Origin of the sequence: Streptomyces sp. Ru71 (assembly GCF_002920535.1) — a bacterium.
Taxonomy (GTDB): Bacteria; Actinomycetota; Actinomycetes; order Streptomycetales; family Streptomycetaceae; genus Streptomyces.
This window is the reverse complement of record NZ_PQSS01000020.1, coordinates 1-21,995: the sequence shown is the minus strand read 5'-3', so window position 1 is coordinate 21,995 and position 21,995 is coordinate 1. Positions and strand designations below refer to the sequence as shown.

24 protein-coding genes and 1 tRNA gene are annotated in these 21,995 nt (G+C 73.2%); 12 read left to right on the top strand and 13 right to left on the bottom strand.

Features of this window, described 5'->3' with window-relative positions:
- Positions 1-62: 62 nt before the first annotated feature.
- Positions 63-284, bottom strand: coding sequence for a zinc ribbon domain-containing protein (locus C3489_RS14885; RefSeq protein ID WP_103782287.1), 222 nt, complete (start codon positions 282-284; stop codon positions 63-65).
- A 9-nt stretch (positions 285-293) separates the two neighbouring features.
- Positions 294-1,670: a hypothetical protein gene (locus C3489_RS14880; protein WP_103782286.1), complete on the bottom strand. Its 1,377-nt coding sequence runs from the start codon at positions 1,668-1,670 to the stop codon at positions 294-296.
- A 376-nt stretch (positions 1,671-2,046) separates the two neighbouring features.
- On the opposite strand from C3489_RS14880, the gene C3489_RS14875 reads away from it, so the two are divergent.
- The 4 genes from C3489_RS14875 (at position 2,047) to C3489_RS14860 (ending at position 5,052) form a co-directional block, all read left to right on the top strand.
- Positions 2,047-3,777, top strand: a complete 1,731-nt coding sequence (locus C3489_RS14875) for a transposase (protein WP_258054700.1) — start codon at positions 2,047-2,049, stop codon at positions 3,775-3,777.
- Positions 3,757-3,828: transfer RNA gene (locus C3489_RS14870), tRNA-Val, on the top strand. The genes C3489_RS14875 and C3489_RS14870 overlap by 21 nt, the downstream gene beginning before the upstream one ends.
- Positions 3,829-3,895: 67 nt before the next feature.
- Positions 3,896-4,306, top strand: coding sequence for a DUF6153 family protein (locus C3489_RS39065; protein WP_258054699.1), 411 nt, complete (start codon positions 3,896-3,898; stop codon positions 4,304-4,306).
- Between the two features lie 89 nt (positions 4,307-4,395).
- On the top strand, positions 4,396-5,052 hold the full coding sequence (locus tag C3489_RS14860) for a DUF305 domain-containing protein (protein ID WP_103782284.1): 657 nt from the start codon (positions 4,396-4,398) through the stop codon (positions 5,050-5,052).
- Positions 5,053-5,154: 102 nt separating this feature from the next.
- On the opposite strand, the gene C3489_RS14855 is transcribed toward C3489_RS14860, so the two are convergent.
- Positions 5,155-6,189, bottom strand: a complete 1,035-nt coding sequence (locus tag C3489_RS14855) for a trans-acting enoyl reductase family protein (RefSeq protein ID WP_103782283.1) — start codon at positions 6,187-6,189, stop codon at positions 5,155-5,157.
- A 98-nt stretch (positions 6,190-6,287) separates the two neighbouring features.
- On the opposite strand from C3489_RS14855, the gene C3489_RS14850 reads away from it, so the two are divergent.
- Positions 6,288-7,268 carry a helix-turn-helix domain-containing protein gene (locus C3489_RS14850; RefSeq protein ID WP_103782282.1) on the top strand — a complete coding sequence of 327 codons (981 nt, stop codon included), beginning with the start codon at positions 6,288-6,290 and terminating at the stop codon, positions 7,266-7,268.
- Here C3489_RS14850 and C3489_RS14845 read toward each other — a convergent pair.
- The gene (locus C3489_RS14845) at positions 7,265-7,612 is read right to left on the bottom strand and encodes a hypothetical protein (protein ID WP_103782281.1); all 348 of its coding nucleotides are present in this window, start codon (positions 7,610-7,612) and stop codon (positions 7,265-7,267) included. The genes C3489_RS14850 and C3489_RS14845 overlap by 4 nt on opposite strands.
- Before the next feature lie 107 nt (positions 7,613-7,719).
- A complete protein-coding gene (locus tag C3489_RS14840) occupies positions 7,720-8,631 on the bottom strand; it encodes a ketopantoate reductase family protein (protein ID WP_103782280.1) in 912 nt (303 codons plus the stop codon).
- A 103-nt stretch (positions 8,632-8,734) separates the two neighbouring features.
- Between C3489_RS14840 and C3489_RS14835 the strand changes: the two genes are divergently transcribed.
- Positions 8,735-8,965 carry a DUF2277 domain-containing protein gene (locus C3489_RS14835; protein ID WP_103782279.1) on the top strand — a complete coding sequence of 77 codons (231 nt, stop codon included), beginning with the start codon at positions 8,735-8,737 and terminating at the stop codon, positions 8,963-8,965.
- A gap of 603 nt (positions 8,966-9,568) precedes the next feature.
- On the opposite strand, the gene C3489_RS14830 is transcribed toward C3489_RS14835, so the two are convergent.
- The 3 genes from C3489_RS14830 to C3489_RS14820 all read right to left on the bottom strand — a co-directional run bounded on the left by C3489_RS14830 (position 9,569) and on the right by C3489_RS14820 (position 11,688).
- A complete protein-coding gene (locus C3489_RS14830) occupies positions 9,569-10,189 on the bottom strand; it encodes a DedA family protein (RefSeq protein ID WP_103782278.1) in 621 nt (206 codons plus the stop codon).
- 221 nt (positions 10,190-10,410) lie between these two features.
- On the bottom strand, positions 10,411-10,866 hold the full coding sequence (locus tag C3489_RS14825) for a DoxX family protein (RefSeq protein WP_103782277.1): 456 nt from the start codon (positions 10,864-10,866) through the stop codon (positions 10,411-10,413).
- Between the two features lie 177 nt (positions 10,867-11,043).
- A complete protein-coding gene (locus tag C3489_RS14820; RefSeq protein ID WP_103782276.1) occupies positions 11,044-11,688 on the bottom strand; it encodes an HNH endonuclease family protein in 645 nt (214 codons plus the stop codon).
- 386 nt (positions 11,689-12,074) lie between these two features.
- Between C3489_RS14820 and C3489_RS14815 the strand changes: the two genes are divergently transcribed.
- Together C3489_RS14815 and C3489_RS14810 are read left to right on the top strand one after the other, a co-directional pair.
- Positions 12,075-12,656 (top strand): TMEM165/GDT1 family protein, encoded by a 582-nt coding sequence (locus tag C3489_RS14815; RefSeq protein ID WP_103782275.1) that lies wholly within the window; start codon positions 12,075-12,077, stop codon positions 12,654-12,656.
- A 172-nt stretch (positions 12,657-12,828) separates the two neighbouring features.
- Positions 12,829-13,491: an HAD family hydrolase gene (locus C3489_RS14810; RefSeq protein ID WP_103782274.1), complete on the top strand. Its 663-nt coding sequence runs from the start codon at positions 12,829-12,831 to the stop codon at positions 13,489-13,491.
- A gap of 178 nt (positions 13,492-13,669) precedes the next feature.
- Here the strand turns inward: C3489_RS14810 and C3489_RS14800 are convergent, their stop codons facing one another.
- On the bottom strand, positions 13,670-14,827 hold the full coding sequence (locus C3489_RS14800; protein ID WP_103782272.1) for a peptidoglycan-binding protein: 1,158 nt from the start codon (positions 14,825-14,827) through the stop codon (positions 13,670-13,672).
- A gap of 140 nt (positions 14,828-14,967) precedes the next feature.
- On the opposite strand from C3489_RS14800, the gene C3489_RS14795 reads away from it, so the two are divergent.
- Positions 14,968-17,007 (top strand): MFS transporter, encoded by a 2,040-nt coding sequence (locus C3489_RS14795; protein ID WP_103782271.1) that lies wholly within the window; start codon positions 14,968-14,970, stop codon positions 17,005-17,007.
- 68 nt (positions 17,008-17,075) lie between these two features.
- Here C3489_RS14795 and C3489_RS14790 read toward each other — a convergent pair whose 3' ends face one another.
- Positions 17,076-17,567, bottom strand: a complete 492-nt coding sequence (locus C3489_RS14790) for a GNAT family N-acetyltransferase (protein ID WP_103782270.1) — start codon at positions 17,565-17,567, stop codon at positions 17,076-17,078.
- Between the two features lie 151 nt (positions 17,568-17,718).
- On the opposite strand from C3489_RS14790, the gene C3489_RS14785 reads away from it, so the two are divergent.
- Positions 17,719-18,405, top strand: a complete 687-nt coding sequence (locus C3489_RS14785; protein ID WP_103782269.1) for a hypothetical protein — start codon at positions 17,719-17,721, stop codon at positions 18,403-18,405.
- A 5-nt stretch (positions 18,406-18,410) separates the two neighbouring features.
- Positions 18,411-18,968, top strand: coding sequence for a hypothetical protein (locus C3489_RS14780; protein ID WP_258054698.1), 558 nt, complete (start codon positions 18,411-18,413; stop codon positions 18,966-18,968).
- A 13-nt stretch (positions 18,969-18,981) separates the two neighbouring features.
- Here the strand turns inward: C3489_RS14780 and C3489_RS14775 are convergent, their stop codons facing one another.
- On the bottom strand, positions 18,982-19,404 hold the full coding sequence (locus tag C3489_RS14775; RefSeq protein ID WP_103782268.1) for a DUF1992 domain-containing protein: 423 nt from the start codon (positions 19,402-19,404) through the stop codon (positions 18,982-18,984).
- A gap of 100 nt (positions 19,405-19,504) precedes the next feature.
- On the opposite strand from C3489_RS14775, the gene C3489_RS14770 reads away from it, so the two are divergent.
- Positions 19,505-19,897 (top strand): FHA domain-containing protein, encoded by a 393-nt coding sequence (locus C3489_RS14770; protein ID WP_103782267.1) that lies wholly within the window; start codon positions 19,505-19,507, stop codon positions 19,895-19,897.
- A 14-nt stretch (positions 19,898-19,911) separates the two neighbouring features.
- Here C3489_RS14770 and C3489_RS14765 read toward each other — a convergent pair whose 3' ends face one another.
- Both C3489_RS14765 and C3489_RS14760 read right to left on the bottom strand, forming a co-directional pair.
- Positions 19,912-20,580: an O-methyltransferase gene (locus tag C3489_RS14765; RefSeq protein ID WP_103782266.1), complete on the bottom strand. Its 669-nt coding sequence runs from the start codon at positions 20,578-20,580 to the stop codon at positions 19,912-19,914.
- Positions 20,581-20,626: 46 nt separating this feature from the next.
- Positions 20,627-21,736, bottom strand: coding sequence for a DUF2330 domain-containing protein (locus C3489_RS14760; protein WP_374936746.1), 1,110 nt, complete (start codon positions 21,734-21,736; stop codon positions 20,627-20,629).
- Positions 21,737-21,995: the final 259 nt, after the last annotated feature.

Below are 21,995 nucleotides of genomic sequence, written 5' to 3'. Positions count from 1 at the left end.
GCGCGACCAGCCACAACGGTGCCGCACCCGCCCCACGGCCTGGTGCGGCACCTCGGCAGGCGCTAGCCGCAACAACCCCCACCACAACAACCGCCGCCCCCGCCCCCCGCACGGGGCGCAGGCGCGGACGCCGAAGCGGTCCCACCCACAGCCACCGTCGACAACAACTTCACCGTGTCCTCATGCCCGGCAGGGCACGCCGCCGGCGCGGACGACTCCGCCATAGGCCGGCTCAGCTCGAAGGTGTCAGCACAGGTCCGGCACCGATACTCATAGCGAGGCATGCCAGAAGATTAACCGGCATGATGACCCCGCTCCTCGCGGATCTGCGCGACCACCCGCGCCACCGACTGCCGCACCGCCTCCGTCTCGGTCAGGAAGTGCCAGAAGTCGGGATGCCGGCCGCCCTCCAGGGACGCGACCGCACGGTCCAGCCGCGCCACCGCCTCGTCCAGCGGCCGCGCGTGCCGCGGATCCGGCGTCGTACGACCCGTCATCGCCAGCCGCTGCGCGTCCCGGATCGCGAACCGGGTCCGCTCGATCTCCTGCTGCGGGTCCTTCTGCACGGCGTTCAGCCGCCGCAGCCGGTCCCCGGCCGCCGACACGGCCTCGTCGGTGGAGTTCAGCAGCGCCCGCACCGTCGACAGCAGCGCCGTCGCGTCCGCCCACCGCTGCGCGTCCCGCGCGCCCTGCGCCTCCCGCAGCTTCAGCTCCGCCTGCCGCACGTTGTCGTCGGCATGCTCCGGAACCCGCTGCAAGTCCTGCCAGCAGGCCGCCGTGAACCGCCGCCGCAACTCGCTCAGCACCGGCTCCACCTGCCCGGCCCGCGTGGTCAGCGCCTGCGCCCGGGTCCGCAGCGACACCAGCCGGTGATCGATCTCGGCCGCCCGCTCCGGCAGCCGCTCGGCCTGAGCCCGGACCGCCTCCGCCTCCCGCGCCACCCGCTCGGCCCGCTCCAGCGTCGGCGCCACACCGTGCTGCCCGGCCCCCTGATTCAGCCTGGTCAGCTCCGGGGACAGCGCGGCGAGCCGCGCCGCGAGATCGTCGGCCTTCAGCCCCGACTGCCGTACGGCGTCCAGCGCGCCGGTCGCCGCCAGCAGCGCCTGCCGGGCCCGCTCCACGGCCGGCGCGACCCGCGCCAGCTGCGTCTCCGCCTTGCCCAGCAGCGGCCCCAGCCCCTCGCCGAAACGGTCCAGCTCCCGCTTGACCGCCTCCAGCTCGTCCTTGGCCCGGCTCAGCTCGGTACGCGCCCGGGAGGCGGCCGCCGCCTCCAGGTCGTCCCGGTCGAGATCATGGGCGTCCACGGCCGCGATGTACTGCCGGGACACCTCGTCGATGCGCTGCCCCAGCGCGGCGAAGTCGGCGACCGCGCGCCGGGCGGCCGGGGAGTCGTCCACGGCCGTGATCGTCTCCACGGAGATCCGCAGATCACGCTGGGCGGTGTCCAGTTCGTAGAAGGCCGCGGCAGCGGCGTCCTTCGCGGCCTGCGCCTCGGCCCGCTGGCTCTCCGCCCGCCCGCCGAACCAGCGCCGCGTACCGCCCCCGGCGAACGCGGCGGGCAACACCAGCGCGGCCACGAGCGGCAGACCCACCAGGGTGAGCGTGTCCCGCAGGACGCGCGCGTACGACACGGACGGCGACGAGTACGCCTGCGCTGGAGTCGCCGTCACATCCCTCTCCCGTGCTGTGTTCGGCCCTGCCCGGTGCCATTCTCCCACCGGTTGAAGACGAACACACGGGCCGATCAGTTCGCCGGACGCACGGCGATTCTCGCGTCGCCGGTACGCACCGGCACGAGATGCCCACCGGAGCCGTCCCGCGGCACGGACACCCGCACACCCCGTCCCCGCTCTTCGCCGACACCGGTACACGGCACTGTGCAGCGCCAGCGTCACGGACCCGTCCTTCACCGTCACGGCCCCGCCTGCCTGCTCGGAGTCACCGAGGGCAGCGGGGGACACGAGTTCTTGTGTCGAATGGGTGACCTTCTCCCGTTGTGGTCGTTGGACGGGACGACTGAGGACTACGTATCGGTGGTGGCTACGGGTGGGCGGATCACGACAGGCGGCCGCGCCGTTCGTGGCGCCCGGCCCCGCCGGGGTGTCGATCCGAGCGCGACTGCGACTGTCACCGGCCGATGAGGCGGTGCTGATCGAGGTCGGTGCCTTCCTCGGCTCGCTCGCGTCTCGGGATCTCGCCGTGCGGTCCGGACAGGGAACAGCTCACGACGCGAACTCATGGGCGACGCGCAAGCGGGCGCTGACCGTTGCCTCGTCGGCGCGGTGGGCCGGCAGTATCACGAAGGCGACGCACGATCAGTGGGCGTTGGCCAGGCGTGGCCAGGCAACCGAGGCCGCACGGCTGCGCAGTGAGATCGCACGAGTCGAGGCGCGGCTGGCCCGCCCGCTGGGTGCCAAGGCCGACAAGGCGGCGAGGCTGGTGCGCGGCTACGCCACCAGGGCGGAGTGGCATGCCAAATCCCGTCGTCTGCATGTCCTGCGGGATCGGCTGACCGCAGTCGAGGCGGACTGGGCGGCGGGTCGTGTGCACGTGGTCCGCGGCGGCAAGAAGCTGGCCGGGCTGCGTCACCGTCTGGACGACGCCGGAATCGACGGACAGACATGGCGGGACCAGTGGCAGGCCGCCCGGCTGTTCCTGGCTGCCGACGGGGAGTCCGGGAAGCGCTACGGCAACGAAACCGTCCGCGTCACCGACACCGGACAGGTCTCGATCCGACTGCCGGCGACCCTGGTGCACCTGGCCAACGCCCCGCACGGTCGGTATGTGCTCGGCGCCGCCGTGGCCTTCGGTCACCGGTCCGAGGAATGGCGGGACCGTATCGCCACGGACCGGGCGGTCGCGTATCGCATCCACCGCGACGTCGTACGCGGCCGCTGGTACATCACCGCCTCCTGGCAGCGCCCTGCTGCCCCGGTGCTGCCGCTGCGCACGGCACTGTCCCGGGGCGTGGTCGCGGTGGACATGAACGACGATCACCTCGCCGCCTGGCACCTCGACGTGCACGGCAACCCGGTAGGCGAGCCTCGGCGGTACTTCTACGATCTCTCGGGCAGCGCCTCGCACCGGGACGCCCAGATCAGGCATGCGATGACCCGGTTGCTCCATCACGCCCGGCGCTGCGGAGTCGGCGCGGTGGCGATCGAGGACCTGGATTTCACTGACGGGAAAAGCCGCGAACAGCACGGCCGGAGCAGGCGTTTCCGCCGCCTTGTCTCCCGCTTCCCCACCGCCAGACTCAGGGGCCGACTGGTGTCGATGGCCGCCGAGCAGGGCCTGGCGGTCGTCGCCGTGGATCCGGCCCACACCTCGCAGTGGGGTGCTCAGCACTGGCAGATGCCACTGTCCACCCCCCGACGTCCGATCACACGGCATGACGCCGCCGCCGTGGCGATCGGAAGGCGTGCCCTCGGCCATCCGATCCGGCGTCGGACGGCACCGCCCCCACACGACCGGAGAGATCGTGCGGGGCATCGGACCGTCCAGACCGGTACGGAAACCCGTGGACACGAGGGACCCCGCCCCCGCCTTCCCGGACCACGGGCACGACCCGTGTCGCCGGACGCGGTGCGAAAGCGGGTGACCAGCGTGCTCAGGACCACTTGGGGCACGCGGTCGAGCATGCGCCCTGCCCGCAGGACGCAGACGCGCTCGATCTTCAGAAAACGGCTACGCCTGCTCACGCCCTACTGGTTTGCAGGACACGGCCCGGGACAATGTAGGCTGTCGGCTTGTCTCGGGTGCGTAGCTCAGTGGTAGAGCGCCTGCCTTACAAGCAGGATGTCGGCGGTTCGAAACCGTCCGCGCCCACCGTAGTGAGGGCCTTCGGGTGAAACCCGGGGGCCCTTTCGCGTGTCCTGGGGTGGGGCTGCCTACGATGTGGCGCGTGAATCGGTTCGAGTCGGGGCGTCGTCCGCGGCCGCGTGTGCGGTCGTGGCGGGTGGTCGCCGTGCTCGGGCTGCTGGTCGGGTTGCTGGGGATGCATGCCCTGGCGCCCGGTGGGGCCATGCCGGAGCGGCATGGGCATGCGGGTTCCCGGGCCGCTGTCGTCCTGGTCGAGGACGGGTGCGCCGGGGACGACGGGCACTGCGGTGGTGGGCATGCGCGGCATGCCGACGTTACCTGTGCCTCCGGTGCGGTGAGCGGTGGGCCCGTGCTGCCCGCTCTGGTCGCCGACCCGGGCGCCGTCGTCGTGCCGGTCCGGTCCGGGTGCGGATACATCGGTGCCGCGCCGGACGGGGCCCGTGCGCCGCCCTCGCTGGCCGAACTCCAGTCGCTGCGGATCTAGACACCGCTCCCGTGCCGTGCCGTCGGCCTTCTGTGCGGCGCGGTGCGTCCGTGTGTCCGGAAATCCTTTCTTCCAGCAGGAGTTCACCCATGAGCAACATCCACCGTGCCCTGGCACGCCGCGCCGGTCTCGTCACGGCGGCCGTGAGTGCCGCGCTGCTTCTCGCCGCCTGTGGGGGCGGCAGCGGTGACGGCGGTCATGAGGGGCACGCCGCCCCGTCCGCTTCCGCTTCCGCCTCCGCGACCGGCGGGGCGCACAACGCGCAGGACGTGTCCTTCGCGCAGGGCATGATCCCGCACCACCGGCAGGCGCTTGAGATGGCCCGGATGGCCGCCGAGCGGGCCTCGTCGGCGCAGGTCAAGGACCTGGCGGCGCGGATCGAGAAGGCGCAGGACCCGGAGATCCGCACCATGAGCGGCTGGCTGCGGGCCTGGGGCGAGGACGTGCCCGAGGCCGATGGTTCGGCCATGCCCGGGATGGATCACTCGGCGCATTCGTCGCAGTCGGGCATGCCGGGCATGTCCGGGATGATGGGCGAGCAGGACATGGCCAAGCTGCAGAAGGCCTCCGGGAAGGACTTCGACACCCTGTTCCTGACCCTGATGGTCGAGCACCACAAGGGTGCCGTGGAGATGGCCAGGGCCGAGCAGGCCAAGGGCGCCTACGGGGCCGCGAAGAAGACGGCCGCTGACATCGTCACCGGGCAGAGCGCCGAGATCGAGGAGATGCGGGGTCTCCTCGGCTAGGCCCTTCGTGGCTCTCCGGCCGGGGCCTTGTCGTCGACATCGTCGGCGTCGTCTACGTCGTCGACGGGTCCCGGCCGTGCCGCGGTGCGGTGGCCGTGCCACCTACGCGCCGGGGAGTTCCACCTCGATGTGCGGGGACAGGGCGCGCAGGAAGTCGGGCGCGTCGAAGATCTCGCCCGCCGAGGCGACGCCGGTCGTCCTGGTGCGGCCCGTGAGGACGCGGGCGACCGCTTCGACCGCGAGCGGTGCGGTGACGGCGTAGATGTCCCGCCCTCTGGCCACCGCGCGCCGCTCGTGGCCCTGGGAGCGGAGGACGACGTCGACGAGGAAGGTCTGGGCGGACCGTCCGTGTTCGTCGGCCGGGGAGGGGGCCGGGGTGTCCGGGGCGACGACGTCCCGGGCCGCGTCGGCCGTCATGTAGGTGCGCACCTCGGGGACGGACAGGTGGCTGGGGAGGGTGACGACGTCGGCCATGGTGAACTCCCCGATGACCTTGCGGGGGCCGACCGGTTCGGGGAAGGGCCATTCCAGCGTCGGCTGGTCGTCGTGGCGGTGCTGCAGCCGCCCGTCGGTGAAGACGACGCGTGCGCCGCCGCGTCGCTCGCGGGAGACCGCGCCGGCGTTGCGGGTGCCGGCGGTGGGGTGCCAGCTGTCGAGGCCGTAGGCGATGTGCGCCTCGTCGGCGGCGGTCCAGTCGCCCATCGCGGCGGTGGCCAGCAGGTCGCCGAGGCCGCCGTAGAAGGCCATCGCGGGGACGATCACGGCTCCCTGGGCGCGGGCTCGGTCGCTGAAGTGGGCGAACGTGTCGGCGTTGGCCTCGATCTCGGCCGCCACGTCCACGTAGGGGATGCGGGCGCGCAGGGCCGCTTCGATCACGGGGGCGGCCGTGGCGGCGAAGGGGCCGGCGCAGTTGATCACGGCGGCGGTGCCGGCCAGGGCGCGGTCGAGGGCGGCGTCGTCGTCGACCGGTGCGGGCCGGACGTCGAGCCCGGGGTGGGAGGCCGTCAGGGCCCGCAGCTTCCCGGCGTCGCGGCCGGAGGCCACCGGGACGTATCCGCGCTCGCGCAGCTCCGCCACCACGAACCGGCCGGTGTGTCCGTACGCGCCGTAGACGGCCACCTTCTGTCCCGCTGCCATGACTCACTCCCTGCTTGAACGGTCAACTACCCCCATACTGGCGGCCGTTCGGTGGGCCCGCGAGTGTCCGGAACGACAGCGCCCGTACAATTACGGACATGGGGACGGCGGGTGGGAGTACGGGCGCGGGCACGGTCGCGCTGGCGGTGACCGACGGCATGCTGCACTTCGAACTGTCCATCGCCCACGAGGTGTTCGGCCCGCCGCCGGACGCGGTGGACGTCCCCTGGTACGACCTGGAGCTGTGCGGACCCGGTGCGGTGCCGCTCGGCCGGTTCCGGCTGGAGCCCGACCACGGCCTGGACCGGCTCGCCCGCGCCGGCACGGTGATCGTCCCCGGCTGGGCCGACGTCGAGGTGGCCCCGCCCGGCGAGCTGGTCGACGCGGTGCGCGCGGCCCATGAGGCGGGCGCCCGGGTGGCCTCCCTGTGCACCGGCGCGTTCGTGCTGGCCGCGGCGGGGCTGCTGGACGGCGGGCGCGCGACCACGCACTGGGCGCACGCCGCCGAGCTGGCCGCCCGGTATCCCCGGGTCGAGGTGGACGCGGACGTGCTCTACGTCGACAACGGCAGCGTGCTCACCTCCGCGGGCAAGGCCGCCGCCCTCGACCTGTGTCTGCACCTGGTCCGCCTCGACCACGGCTCGGCGGTTGCCAACGCGGTCGCCCGCCGTCTGGTGGTGCCTCCGCACCGCGACGGCGGTCAGGCCCAGTTCGTGACCACGCCGGTCCCCGCCCCGGGCAACCATCCGCTCGCCGAGCTGCTCCCGTGGGTGCTGGAGAACCTCGACCGTCCGCTGACCGTCGAGGACCTCGCCCGCAGAGCGCGGATGAGCTCGCGCAACCTGGGCCGCCACTTCCGGTCCGTGACCGGTTCCACCCCGCTGCAATGGCTGCTGGCCCAGCGGATCCGGCACGCCCAGGAGTTGCTGGAGGTCTCCGACGACGGGATCGACGCGATCGCGGCGGCCACCGGCATGGGTACGGCGACCACGCTGCGCCGGCACTTCAATCGCGCGCTCGGGGTGCCCCCGGACACCTACCGCCGCACCTTCCGGGCCCGGAAGTCTCCGTCGGCCTAGCTCTCCGGGTCGCCGGGCGGGGTCTCATGGGCGTGCTTGAGGCGCGAGCGGGCGTCCATCCGGTTCTCGGGTGCTATCTCCGACCAGAAGCGGTGCGTGGTGACGAACACCGCCAGTTCGTGCTCGCGCCGCCGGAGCTTCTCCACCTCGGCCTGCTCGTCGGCGGTCCAGCCGGGGGAGGCGGGGCGTTCCAGCTTGCGCCAGCCGTTGTCGTCGCTGAAGGCGTCGAGCGGCTCGACCGACCAGGGGAGCCGCTTGAGCAGGGCCGACAGTTCGGCCCGGACCTGATGCAGCTCCTCCTGGCCGGCGAGGAGGTCACTGGGGAAGTCATAGGTCGTAGCCACGCCGCAATGCTACGCCTGTTCGAATTGAGGCAGCGAGCGGCTTCCGTGGCTTCACTCGAATGAGTGCACGAGTCGATCGTGCGTGCGTTCCCCTGTGCCGGCGTGTCTCAGCGGTGCGTCTCGGTCAGCTCCCGCACCACCCGCGTCGCCACCGGCACGGCCACCTGGTGGCGCCCCGCCGCGCGCAGCAACGCGCCCCCGATCGCGTCCAGTTCGAGCGGCCGGCCCGCCTCGGCGTCGCGCTGCATGGACGACTTCATGGTGGGCGGGAAGGCGTCGTAACGGGCGAGGGTGGCGGCCGGGTCGCCGGGACCGCCACACGCGCGGCTGACCGCGGCCGTCTCCGCCACCAGGGCGGTCAGCTCGTCGCGGTGCCGCGTGCGGACCTCGCCGATGGGCAGCCCGTGGCGGGTGGTCAGCAGTGCCATGGGGGCGAGGAAGGACATCTTCGCCCACAGCGCGGCGGCCTCGTCGTCCAGCACGCGGGCGGTGACGCCGGCCTCGGACAGGGCCTCCGCGAGGTGGGCGAGGCGGTCGTGCGGGACCGGGTCCCCGGTGAGGTCGACCTCCGCGAAGTCGGTGCCGTGTTCGATCACGCCGGGCGCGAGGCGGATCGACTCGACGCGGATGACGGCCGGGGCGACGCGGTCGGCGCGGTAGCGCTCGCGCAGCCCCGCCGGGTGGTCGACGCCGTTCAGCAGGGGGACGAGCAGGCCGTCGCCGAGGGTGGTGGGCGGTACCCGGGTGAGGGCGGCGTCGAGCGCGGTGTGCTTCACGGCGACCAGGCACGCGTCGACCGGCTCGCGCAGCGCGGTGTCCGCCTCGACGGGGGCCGTGAAGTCGCCGAAGCGGCGGCTGCGGACGCTGATGCCGGTGGTGCGCAGAGTCTCGGCCGTGGCCTCGCCGGCCAGGCAGATCACCCGGTGGCCGGCGCGTGCGAGCAGCGCGGCCAGCAGGCCGCCGACGCCGCCGGGGCCGAGAACGGCGACCGTGGGTTTGGCGTGGTTCGTGAGGGTCATCGCAAGGTGTCCTCTCGTCGGTCGGCCCCGTGGATGGTGGCCGCCTGGAAGAAGATCTTCGCAGCCGCTGCGGAGGGGGCGTGCGGGGGGCCAGACTTGAGGCATGTGCCGGAGTATCAAGACGCTGCGTCCGCCCGTGCTGGCCGGTGAGGCCACCGAGGAGGAGATCCGGGCCGCCGCCCTGCAGTTCGTGCGGAAGGTGTCCGGCTTCCGGGCCCCGGCCGCGCACAACCGTGAGGTCTTCGACCGCGCGGTGGAGGACATCACGGCCGCCACGGCCCAGCTCCTCGACGGCCTGGAGGTCCGGGGGGCGCCGGCGCGGCGGGCGGGGTAGGGGGCGCGGGCGAGCGGCTCGGGTAGAGGGCTCGGGGGCGCGTCACGCCATGGGGCGTGCTGTGCCATGGGGCGTGCTGTGCCATGGGGCGTGCTGTGCCATGGGGCGTGCTGTGCCATGGGGCGTGCTGTGCCATGGGGCGTGCTGTGCCGTGCGGCGCACTGGGCCGGCGGGCTCGTGGTGCCGTGTGACGCACCTGGCCATGGGGCTTGGCTCTGGTGCCCGCGTTGCCTCGGGGGCTCGCTGTGCCGTGTGGCGCATCGTGTCACGTGGCTCGCCGTGACATGGGGCGCACGGTGCCACGGTGGCTTCCGGTGCCGTCTGGCGCACAGTGCCGCGAGCTTGTCGCGTCCTGCGGCGTACCAAGCTGCGGCGCTCGCCGTGCCATGGGGGCACTTCGCGTCATACGGCAGTGGCACGCCACGCCATCTGGCGCACCACGCCTCCTGTCACGTTGCGCCACCTGGCGCACCACGCCTCCTGGCACGCCGCGCCGCGTGGCACTGCACGCCGCGTGGCGCTCCGCGCCGCCATGACACTGCGCGCCGCATGGCACTCCGCGCCAAGCCGCACGGCCACGCGCCGAGTCGCCGCCCTCCCGCGTTACGCCCCCGGCCGGGGCCTGCGGCGCATCACGTACGCCGCTGCCGCGCCCGCGGCGAACAGGGCCGCCACCGAGACCCCGGTGGCCAGCCAGGTCGCGCCGAGCCAGTGGGCGCCGTAGTAGCCGAGGGCGGCGCTGTACGCCGCCCAGGACAGGCCGGCCAGGGCGGACCAGGGCAGGAAGTCGCGGGCCCGGTGGTGTGCGGCGCCGGCGCCGAGGGAGACGACCGAGCGGCCGGCGGGTGCGAAGCGGGCCAGAACGACAAGGGGTCCGCCGCCCCGGGCGAGGGCGGCGCCGAGACGTTCCTGCGCGCGGCTCAGCCGCCGGGAGCGGGAGATGGCGCTGTCCAGCCGGGCCACCCCGCGCCAGGCCAGCCGGTAGGCGACCAGGTCGCCGAGCAGTGAGGCGGTCGCCGCGGAGAGGATGAGGAAGAGCAGGTCGGGGACCTGGGCGGGGGTCGTTCCGCCCGCCGCTCCGGAGCCCGCGGCCGCCGCGGTCGCCGCCGTGACGACGAGGACGCCGCTCGGCAGGATCGGCAGGAACACATCCAGCAGGACGGACGCCGCGACGACCGCGTAGATCCATGGGCTGCCGGTCAGCGACCCGACACACTCCAGCACCGCTTACTCCCCGTACTCCCCCGTGGGCCGTACCGTGCCGCGGCGAGCGCGGGGAGCGGCAGTGATCGGCCGATGACAGCCATACAGCGTACGCCTGTCGGGTGACAGGAGGGGCCTGCGGGGTTGATGTGTCGATCGGGAGTTATGGGAAGTGGCGTGGAGCAGGTGCTGGAGCACGAGAAGCGCCCCCCGGCGGCGGGAGGCGCCTCTCGCCGGGGGGGTCAGGCGGTCACCGGCGTCCGCTCCGCCGCCGGGCGGTCCGTGCTCTCGCCGCGCCGGGCCAGCAGACGGTCCACGCCGAACGCGCCGGAGCCGGTGAAGATCAGCAGGAAGAACGCCCAGCAGAACATCGCCGACGCCTCGCCGCCGTTCTGGATCGGCCACAGCGCCATGCCCTGGTGCACGTCGAAGTAGGCATACGCCATCGAGCCGGAGGCGATGAGGGCGGCTCCGCGGGTGCCCAGGCCGAGCAGGACCAGCCCGCCGCAGACCAGCTGGATCACGGCCGCGTACCAGCCGGGCCAGGTGCCGGCCGGGATGGTGCCGCCGTTGCTGCCGGCCGCTCCGCCCAGGACGCCGAAGAGCGAGGCGGCGCCGTGGCAGGCGAAGAGCAGGCCGACGACGATGCGGAACAGGCCGAGCACATACGGCTGGGCGCCGTTGAGGCGAGCGGTCATGGGGGGGCTCCTTCGGTGTCGAACGCGACGGCCTCGGCGGCCGGACGTGGGGACGGCGGTACCGAGTGAGCCCAAAGGTTAGGCAGACCTCACTTGTGCTTGCAAGTTCAACATTAGGCACCGCGCATTCGGGCCGGCGCCGCGCGGACGTCCCGCGTGGCGCCGGCCCGTCGGCGGTCAGCAGCCGGCGAGGTAGTTCGTGAGCGCGTTCTTCTCGGCGCTGTCGACCGAGAGGTCGTAGTAGTACTTCACCTGCACCCAGGCGCGGACGTACGTGCAGCGGTAATCGGTGCGCGACGGCATCCAGGTGGCCGGGTCCTGGTCGCCCTTGGCCTGGTTGACGTTGTCGGTGACGGCGATCAGCTGCGGGCGGGTGAGGTCGTTGGCGAAGGCCTGGCGCTGGGCGGTGGTCCACTTGCTCGCGCCGGAGTCCCAGGCCTCGGCGAGCGGCACGAGGTGGTCGATGTCGAGGTCGGAGGCGGCGGTCCAGGTGGCACCGTCGTAGGGGGAGGACCAGCTGCCGCTGGTGGCGGCACAGGAGGAGTCGGTGACGACGTTCGTGCCGTCGCGCTTGAGGACGGTCTCGCGGGTGTTGCAGGTGCCGCTGATGGTGATCCAGTGCGGGAAGAGGTCGCGGCTGTAGCCGGTGCGGTTCTCGGTGGCGACCGTGAGCTGGGCGAGGTAGCTGCGGGCGGTGGCCCCGCTGACCGGGGTGGGCAGGGCGGCGGAGGCGGTGGGGGACGTGAAGAGGGTCACGGAGGCTGTCAGCGCGGTGAGCGCCGCGAGTATGCTCACCCGTCGACGCGCGTAGAACCTCGGCATGCGAACTCCCTTGGGTAGTGGGGGTGTTGGAGCGCGAGCGCTGGAATGCTCGCGGTGCCGTGTTGCGGGGAGATGTGCGCGCGGTGAGAGGTTAGTGACGTGTTCATGACACGACAAGGTTCACGGTCGAACTTTCCGTCGCGTACGATGGGTGGCGCAGAAGGGGAGTAGCTCTTCGCCGGTGTCGTCGACATACTGCTCGGTCAGCCCGAGCCGGCGCCCGGAGCGGACCCGCGAGGATCGCGGGCATCCGCCAGCGAGACCTTCGGCAAGCAGTGCACGCCCATGCCCGCACGGCATGGGCGAGGAGTGTGCTGCCGTGCCGAGGTGTCTTGCGCGTGACGTACCGCACTCTCGGTGGGGCAGCCCCGACCGATTGAGGGATCTTGATCAGCATCACCGTGACGGCGCTCGTCTTCGGCGTCATCTTTCTCGCCGAACTGCCGGACAAGACCGCGCTCGCCGGCCTCGTCCTGGGCACCCGCTACCGCGCGTCCTACGTCTTCGCCGGTGTCGCCGCCGCCTTCGCGCTGCACGTCGCGCTCGCCGTCGCGGCCGGCAGCGTGCTGACCCTGCTGCCGCAGCAGATCGTGCACGCGCTGACCGGTGTGCTCTTCCTGGGTGGCGCGGCGATGCTGCTGATGAAGAAGGACGAGGACGAGGAGGACGTCCGTAAGCCCGAGGGGCAGTCCTTCTGGAAGGTCGCGGGGACGGGCTTCATGCTCATCCTGGTCGCCGAGTTCGGCGACCTCACGCAGATCATGACCGCCAACCTCGCCGCCCGCTACGACGACCCGCTGTCCGTCGGTCTCGGTGCGGTGCTGGGCCTGTGGGCGGTCGCCGGGCTCGGCATCGTCGGCGGAAAGGCCCTGATGAAGCGGGTGCCGCTGGCGCTCATCACCAAGATCGCGGCGATGCTCATGCTGGCGCTCGGCGTCTGGAGCCTGTGGGAGGCGGTGGCCGGGTGAGGCCGGCCGCCGAGCTGAACGGGCGGTGAACTCTTCCCGGGGTGGTGGCGAGATGCCGGAACTATTTTGTACCGTGGAGGAACAAAGTGGCTCCCGCCCGTTTTCCCTGACCGGCGGGCGGGACCACCTTGTCCCTCCGGGGGCTTGTTCGCTCACTTCCTGGGAGTCGCCGATGCCGGCCACCGTTCTCACCGCCCGCGCGCTGCTGCTCGACATGGACGGCACGCTCGTCAACTCCGATGCCGTCGTGGAGCGGATCTGGCGGCGGTGGGCCGAACGGCACGGGCTGGACGGCGATGAGGTGATGAAGGTCGTCCACGGGCGGCAGGGGCACGCCTCGATGGCGGTCCTGCTGCCGGACCGGCCCGTGGAGCAGAACCTCGCGGACAACGCGCGCATGCTCGCCGAGGAGACGGCGGACATGGAGGGGGTCGTGCCGGTGCCGGGGGCGCCGGAGTTCCTCTCGTCGCTGGTCCGTGGCGGGGTCCCGCACGCGCTGGTGACGTCGGCGGACGTCGCGCTGTCCAGTGCGCGGATGGCCGCGGCGGGGCTGGCGCTGCCGGAGGTGCGGATCACGGCGGAGAGCGTGGGGGCGAGCAAGCCGGATCCCGAGGGCTTTCTGAAGGGCGCGGCCGAGTTGGGGGTGCCGGCTGCGGAGTGCGTGGTGTTCGAGGACTCGGGGGCGGGGATCGCGGCGGGGCGCTCCGCGGGGATGCGGGTGGTGGGGGTCGGGGAGCGGGCCGGGGTGCATGGGCCTGATGTGTGGGTGCGGGATCTGACGTCTGTGCGGGTGGATTTGGCTGTGGGTGGGTTGGTTCGGCTGCGGGTGGGTTGATGGTTGCCCGGTGCTGCCGCGGGCCGGGGGTGGGTTGCGCAGCCCGGCGCGACGGGGTGCCTCCCCCAAGCTCTTCGAGCAGGGGGGACCCCCAGCGCCCACCCGTGCCGCCCCGGGCGGCACGCATGCCCGTGGCTTGGCTGGACGAGCTGCCCGGCATGAAGTTCTCTGGCTCTGCCTACGGTTCTGTTGTTTCTGATTCCAGTTGGGTTCTTGTCTGGGGGCCGTAGATGCCCCAGCCGTCCGCTGCGAGGCCCCTGGCCCACTGGTAGTTGCGGAGGGCCGCTTCCAGTTGGCCGTTGAAGTTGCCGTTGGCCTCGCCGGTGTAGAGCTGCAACTGGCGTAGGCGGAGCTGGAGTTCCCTGACCTCCGGGCCGCGGTCGCCGCGGCGCAGGGTCGGGGCATCGGTGTTCTGGTCGCCGCCGGGAGCGAAGGAGCCGGACCCGGGGGTGGCCGCCGTCGCGGTCGCCCCGGACGTCGGGGTCGGGCTCGGGCTCGGCTCGGTGGTGGACGGCGAGGACGACGGCGTCGGCGACGGGCTCGCGCTGGTCCGAGAGGGGCTCGGGGACGCCGAGGACGGCTCCGCCGAGGGGGATCCGGTCCGGGAGGGCGACGGCTCGGGCTCCGTCGTGACCGTGACCGTGTCCGGTACGGCCGCGCGCACGCCGCCGGGGGCCGCGCCGTCCCGGGACGGGGGCTCGTAGGAGAAGAGGCCGCCGGCCAGCCCGGCCGACGCGGCCACGACCACCACGGCCCCGGCCGCGGCGAGCAGCACGGTACGGCGACGTCGGCGGGGCCGCTGGCCGGTGTCCTCGTCGTGGGGCGTGGCCTCCGCCGCGTCGAACAGGCTCAGGTCCGTGTCGCTGGGCGCGGTGGACGGCGGCGCGAGCGGGGTGGGCAGCGCGGTCGTCCGGTCCTGGGCCACCGCCCGCAGCGGCATCGTCTGCTCCGCCGCCACGGCCCCGAGTGGCATCGTCTCTTCCGCCGTCGCCCCGAGCGCCGCCGTCGTCCCCGGAGGCGCCGTCTCTTCCGCCGTCGCCCCCGGCGGCGCCGTTGCCTCCGTCGTCGCCCCGGGCGGCACCCGTTCATCCAGCGCAGGTTCGCCGGCCGCGGCGGTCCGCGTTGCCTCCAGCTCGACGTACGGTCTGATGCGCAGGGGGTCGAAGTCCTCCGCCGCGGCCGCCTGGGCGGTGCGTGCCTCGCGCAGGGCGTCGGATGCCCGTCGGCCGCAGCCGCACGACGGGGTGTTGTCGGCCGCCCTCGGCGCTCCGCACTCCGGGCACTGGTGGGTGCCGGTTCCGCCCCCGTGTTCGTCCACTTGTTCGCCCCTCCCCATGCAAACTCCAGAGATTATGCGGCTCCTCCACACAGGTGAAGGCGGCTCCCCCCGGAATACTGGGCTCCAACAGGACTCAACAGGCCATAACCGGTCACACCGAACAGGATGGATGTGTCACGACACCCGGGGAGGTCTCCATGACCGTCGACGCGCAGGCCAGGACGGCGAGTGCGCAGCAGGAGCACGTGTCCGGCAATGTGCTCGTCTCGATCGGCGCCCTGCTGCTGGGCATGCTGCTCGCCGCCCTCGACCAGACGATCGTGTCGACCGCGCTGCCCACCATCGTCAGCGACCTCGGCGGACTGGAGCACCTGTCCTGGGTGGTCACCGCGTACCTGCTGGCCTCCACCGCCGCGACCCCGCTGTGGGGCAAGCTCGGCGACCAGTACGGGCGCAAGAAGCTGTTCCAGACGGCGATCGTCATCTTCCTGGTGGGGTCCGCGCTGTGCGGGATGGCGCAGAACATGCCGCAGCTGATCGCCTTCCGGGCCGTGCAGGGCCTCGGCGGCGGCGGGCTGATGGTGCTGTCGATGGCGATCGTCGGGGACGTCGTCTCACCCCGCGAACGCGGCCGCTACCAGGGGTTGTTCGGGGCGGTGTTCGGTGCAACGAGCGTGCTCGGGCCGTTGCTGGGCGGACTGTTCACCGAACACCTGAGCTGGCGCTGGGTGTTCTACGTCAACCTGCCCGTCGGTGTCGTCGCCCTCGCCGTGATCGCGGCCGCGCTGCACATCCCGCGCCGCTCGACCCGGCACACCATCGACTACCTCGGCACCGTCCTCATCGCGTCCGTCGCGACCTGCCTGATCCTGGTCGCCTCCCTCGGCGGTACGACATGGGGCTGGGGCTCGCCGCAGATCATCGGCCTCGCGGTGCTCGGGGTGGCGCTGGCCGGCGCGTTCGTCGCCGTGGAGCGCCGGGCCGCCGAACCCGTCCTGCCCCTGAAGCTGTTCCGCATCCGCACCTTCACCCTGTCCGCGGTCATCAGCTTCATCGTCGGCTTCGCGATGTTCGGCGCGATGACCTATCTGCCGACGTTCCTCCAGGTCGTGCGGGGCGTGAGCCCCACGCTGTCCGGGGTGCACATGCTGCCGATGGTGTTCGGCATGCTGCTGTCGTCCACGGTCTCCGGGCAGATCGTCAGCCGCACCGGCCGCTGGAAGGTGTTCCCGATCGCCGGTACGGGCGTCACCACGCTCGGCCTGATCCTGCTGCACCGGCTCGACGAGCACAGCTCGACCGCCGAGATGAGCGTGTACTTCTTCGTCTTCGGCCTCGGGCTCGGCCTGGTCATGCAGGTCCTCGTGCTCATCGTGCAGAACGCGGTCTCCTACGAGGACCTGGGCGTGGCCACCTCCGGCGCCACCTTCTTCCGCTCCATCGGCGCCTCCTTCGGCGTCGCCATCTTCGGCACGGTCTTCGCGAGCCGCCTCGGCGACAAACTCACCGACGCCTTCCGCGGCGTGACGCTGCCGCCCGGCGCGTCCCCGGACGCGCTCAAGGCCGACCCGCGCGGTATCGGCGCCCTGCCGCCCGCGCTGCGACCGGCGGCGCTGCACGCGTACGCCACCTCCATCACGGACGTGTTCCTCTACGCCGCGCCGGTCGCCCTCCTCGGCTTCGTGCTGGCGTGGTTCCTCAAGGAGGACCGGCTGCGCGCCTCCGTCACCGCGCCGGACGTCACCGAGACCCTCGCCAGCAACCCTGTTGAGCGTTCCTCCTACGACGAGGTCTGCCGGGCGCTGTCCGCGCTCGGCACCCGGGAGGGGCGCCGCGAGGTCTACCGGACGATCACCGAGCGGGCCGGATACGACCTGCTGCCGGCCGCGAGCTGGCTGCTGCTGCGGATCAAGAAGTACGGCAGTGTGGAGCCGGTCCAGCTGGCCGAGCGCAGCCCCGTGCCGCTCAAGGTGATCCTGGAGGCCGCCCGGCAGGTCGAGGAGCGCCGGCTCGCCCGCCGCGAGGGCGTCGACCTGGTGCTCACCGACACCGGCGCCGAGGTCGCCGCACGGCTCGCGCAGGCCCGGGAGGAGTCCCTCGCCGAGCTGCTCGGCGACTGGTGGGGCCCGGACAGGCCCACCGATCTCGCCCAGCTGGTCAAGCTCCTCAACGAGGAGCTGTGCGGTTCGACCCGCGAGCAGCCGCGCGACTCCGGGCACGGCGCGACGGTCGCCTGAGCCGGACGCCCGGACGCCGGACGCCGGACGCCGGACGCCGGACACCGGGCGTCCGGCGTCGGCGCCGCTCAGCCGAGCTTCTTGCGGAACCAGTGCTCGGCGTACGGATCGTCGTTGTGTCGCTCGGTCTCCGTGAAGCCGAGCCGGGCGTACAGGGCGCGGGCCTCCACCAGGTCGCTGCGCGTGTCCAGGATCAGCTCGGCGGCGCCGAGCGCACGCGCGGCGTCCTCTGCCGCGGCCACCAGCAGACCGGCCCCGCCCCGGCCGCGCACAGCGGGCAGCAGGAAGACCCGCTTCAGCTCGGCCGTCGCCGCGTCCAGCAGCCGTACGCCCGCGCTGCCGGCCGGCTCACCGCCGTAGCGTGCGATCAGCAGCCGGCCGCGCGGCGGCGCCAGATCCGACCCGTCGGCGGCGGCGATCTCCCGCTCCAGCTCGTCCGGGTCGGTGGGGTGCCCCTCGTGGAGCAGGTACCAGCGGTCGCTGACCTCCGTGTAGTACTCCCGCCACAGGGCGCGGGCATCCGGGGAGTCGTGCGGCTCCGGGGCGATGGTCCAGTTCATGGCCGCCATTGTGGGAAGCGGGCGGGGGCCTGCCGCAAGCGAATATGCGGGGCCGTGGACCGTGGTCCGTTTGCCGGGGCGGGCGCGGGCAACCCGGTGGGAAGCCGGCCGCAGGGGCCGGTTGTACCCGGAAGGCACCCGGAAGGCTTTCATGTCCACAGGTGTGCTCATCGCTGTGATCATCATTGTGGCGGCCGTCGTCCTCGTCGCGGCCGCGCTGACTCTGCGGGCCCGCGGCGCGGGCGGCGGCCGGAATCTGAAGCGGCGCTTCGGACCCGAGTACGACCGTGCCGTCGCCCGGCACGACGGGGACGTCAAGGCCGCCGAGCGGGACCTCGCCCGGCGGCTGGAGAAGCACGGGGAGCTGAACGAGCGGCCGCTGGAGCCGGCCCGGCGCGAGCAGTACGAGGCCCGCTGGACGGCGCTGCAGGAACGCTTCGTCGATGCGCCGCGCGAGGCGGTCGCCGAGGCGGACCGGCTGCTCGCCGAGCTGGCCGCCGTGCGCGGCTACCCGGACGGCGGGCAGTACGAGGAGCAGCTCGACGCGCTCTCCGTGCACCACGCCGGCCACGTCCAGGGCTACCGGCACGTGCACCGCGTCGCCCACGCCCCGCTGACCGCGGACGGCGACGGCCCCGGCACCGAGGAGCTGCGCGAGGCGCTGGTCGAGGGACGCGAGCTGTTCGCGGAGCTGCTGGCCCCGGCCCCGCAGGACAGCGGGCGGCACCGCGCGGACCGCGCGGCCAGGTCCGGGCGCGAGCAGCGCGCCGCGGCCGGCACCGGCCACCGCGCCCATCTGCCGTGGGGGATGACCCGCGGTCACGTCAAGGGGAGTTGACCGTCATGACCGACGACGGCCGTTACGGCACGCGCCGCGCCCCGGCGACGGAGGAACGCCCGCCGCTGGTGCCCGAGGAGGGCCGGCCGGCCGGCACCCCCGTGGCCGGGGGCCCGCACCCCGGCGGGGTGCCCCAGGAGGGCGCCCCGGACGCCCGGGGTGAGACCGCCATCGGCACCACCCACGGCTCGGGCGCCGGCACCGGCACGACGGCGGCCACGACCGGCGCCGCGGGCGCGACCACGGCGGCCGGCGCCCAGGAGGGCACCGACGCCCCGCTCATGCCGCACGAGGAGACGGACGAACTCCAGCAGCGGCTCTCGCACGCGCTCGCCGGCTTCGTCGACGGGCCGCGGGCCGCCGTGGAGGAGGCCGACCGCGTGCTGCAGGAGATCACCGCCCACGTCACCGACGCCGTCTCCCGGCGCCGCCGCACCCTGCGGATGTCCTGGCAGGGCGGCGAGGCGGGCGAGGACAAGCCCGCCACCAGCACCGACACCGAGCAGCTGCGGCTCGCGCTGCGCGACTACCGCGAGCTGTCCCGCCGGCTGCTGCGCCTGTGACCCACGGCCGGGCTCACGCCCCGGACCCGCCCGCCGCGGCCCGCCGCTCACGCCACTGCCGTACGACGTCCTCGACGTCGTACGGCTTGCGCCCGAGCGGCGGGCCGGGCGGCGGTTTGAACATCATGTCGCTGATCCTGACGTTGATCTCGGTGATGATCCGCCGCACCATCTGCTCCGAGGGCGCCGCGTAGGCCGCCGCGAGCGCGTCGTCGGCCTCCTTGCGCAGCGCCAGCGCCGGCGGCAGCACCGAAAGACCCTCGCGGTGCAACTTCCGCTTGACCCACCACAGTTCGTCGTAGGCCGTCTCCACCTCGGGCGGCAGCGGCTCGCCGACGCCGGGCAGCCGGTCGAAGTCACCGCGGTTCTGCGCGTCGCGGATCTGCTTGTCGACCCAGGACTCGAACGGCACCCCGGGTGGCTTTCGCTCGGTCATGACCCCATTGTGCCGGACGCGGCCCCGTCGGCCGATCTATCATGCGGCGGCGGCAGTCCAACCAGGCCGCCGCACCGCGACGTCGCTAAGGGAGCAGCACGTGCTCGAACTGACCATGGCCTCCGTCTCCGGGGGAGACGAGGGCGCCACGGCCGGGATGTCCATGGCCGACGCGCCCAGCGAGCCGGGCGCCGTGCTGAGGGTCGGGCGGGACGCGTCCGCGTGCCGGCTCGTGACGCCGGAGGACTGGCTGTTCGTCTCCCGCGTCCACCTGGAGTTCCTGTGCGGGGCCGACGGCGGCTGGCAGCTGACGTGGCTGCGCGGTTCGCAGCCCGACCCGTCCTCCGAGGTCCGCCTGGTGATCGGCGAGCACGTCCAACCCCTCGTGTACGGCGGCACGGTCCCGCTGCCGCGGGGCGGCTCCGGTGAGGTCGTCGTCCTGGACCGGACGGGACCGCGCAGTGTGAACGTGGGCTTCTACCACGAGGTCTGAGCCGCCGGCGGCGCTCACACCACCCGGGCCAGCGCGAACCCGTCGTAGCCCTTGCTGCCGACCGTCTGGATCGCGGTGCCGCTGAGCCGCGGGTGGGAGCCGATCAGCTCGATGGCGGCCCGGGTGCCGCGCACGTCGGGGTCGTCGCCGGCGGCGTCGGCGACCCGGCCGCCGCGGACCACGTTGTCGACGATGATCAGGCTGCCCGCGCTGGTCAGGCGCAGCGCCCACTCCACGTAGTGCGCGTTGTTGGCCTTGTCGGCGTCGATGAAGACCAGGTCGAAGGGCGGCGGGTTCTCGTCGGCGAGCTGGGGCAGCGTGTCCAGGGCCGGGCCGACGCGCACGTCGACGAGCTTGTCGAGGCCCGCGCGGGCGATGTTGCGGGTGGCGACCTCGGCGTGCTTGGGGCTGTACTCCAGCGAGATCAGCCGGCCGTCGGCGGGCAGCGCCCGGGCCAGCCAGATCGTGCTGTACCCGGCGAGCGTGCCGATCTCCAGGATGGTGCGGGCGCCGTGGATCTGGGCCAGCAGCTGGAGCAGCTTGCCCTGGGTCGGGGTGACGCTGATCCGCGGCAGCCCCGCGGCCTCGCTGTCGCGCAACGCGGCCAGCAGCGCCTCGTCGTCCGGCGCCAGGTGGGTGGAGAAGTAGTCGTCGACGTCGTCCCAGAGCTGCGACCCGCTCATGCGTCTGCACCTTCCGTACGAATCCCAGATCCCAGGGCACAGCATTTCAGAGGTTGGGCACGGGTGCCCGGGAGGTGCGGCGGCGTGTGGCGCGTACGGTGAACACGGCGATCACAGTGGCCAGTGCGGTCAGGGCCGCGCCGGTGGTCAGCAGCCAGGCGGGGAGGCCGGCGATCTCCCGCAGGTGGTAGTCGTAGATCACCTCGCGGTAGGCGCGGTCGCTCGGCGCGCGTCGCAGCTCGTGGTCGCCGGAGATACGGGAGGGCACCGGGAACTCCTGGTCCAGGGCCGTGAGGTAGTCCGTGCCGCGGGTCAGGTCGGCCAGCGGGCCCGTGGCGCCCTCGACGTGTCCGGCGAAGGTCACCTCCGGCCGGTCGCCGCCGATCGCCGTGCGCGGCTCCATGCGGTGGGCGGCGAGCAGGTACAGGCCGAGCGACTGGGGGTTGCGGGCCAGCCGGGACAGGCGCATCGGGTACACCGGGGCGTCGGCGGCGAAGGTGAGGCGCAGCGGGTCGAGGGCTCCGTAGAGCGGGGTGTGGGCGTTCTGGGGGGCGAGGCGGATCGCCACGTACTCCCAGTGCATGTCGACGTAGGGCTTGAGGGCCTGCTCCAGGCGGGCGGGGAGGGCGAAGCCGTTCTTGTGCAGCCAGTCGCTCAGGGCGGCCGGGTCGTCGGCGGTCAGCCGCGCGACGTCGAACGGGCCGAGCTGCTGGCGGCCGACGACGCCGACGCCGGGGCGGGCGCCGGCCTCGATCGGGGCCTCCGCGGAGGCGCCGTCCGAGGAGTCGAACGGCCAGTCGCCGGAGCGGGGCCAGAAGTAGTACCCGGTGCGCTCCGCCGGGGCGGTGGCCTCCTCCAGCTGCTCGAAGAGGCGGCGGTCGCCGAGGCCGACGGTGGCGCGGTGGGGGACCGGCATGATCCAGGCGGCGCGGTCGGCGTCGCCGGCGACGGTCAGGCTCATCACGATCTGTTCCTGACGGCCGTCCCAGCGGACGACGGAGACCTCGCGGTCGACCCTCACCTGCTGCTGTCCGCCGGGAATCATCGCGCCACAGCCGCAGGCGTACGCGGGGGCGGCGAGCCAGGCCAGCTGGATGCCGAGGAGGGCGAGGACGAGGGTGAGGATGCGGTGGGTAGAGCGGGCTGTTGTGTGCACGCCACGTATGGACGACGCCGGCGGAGGCACTGGTTCCATCGGCACCCGGTGCGGCGGTGGCCCGGAGGTGGGCTACGCAACCCGGCGCGACGGGGTGCCGGTACTGCGGTGGGCCGGGGGTGGGTTTGCGCGGCCCGGCGCGACGGGGTACCGCTGCGCCCACCCGTGCCGCCCCAGCGGCACGACTGCCCGCAGCTAAGCGGAGACGGGTGCCGCCCCGCGCGGCGGCGCGCAGCTAGGCGGGGACGGGTGCCGCCCC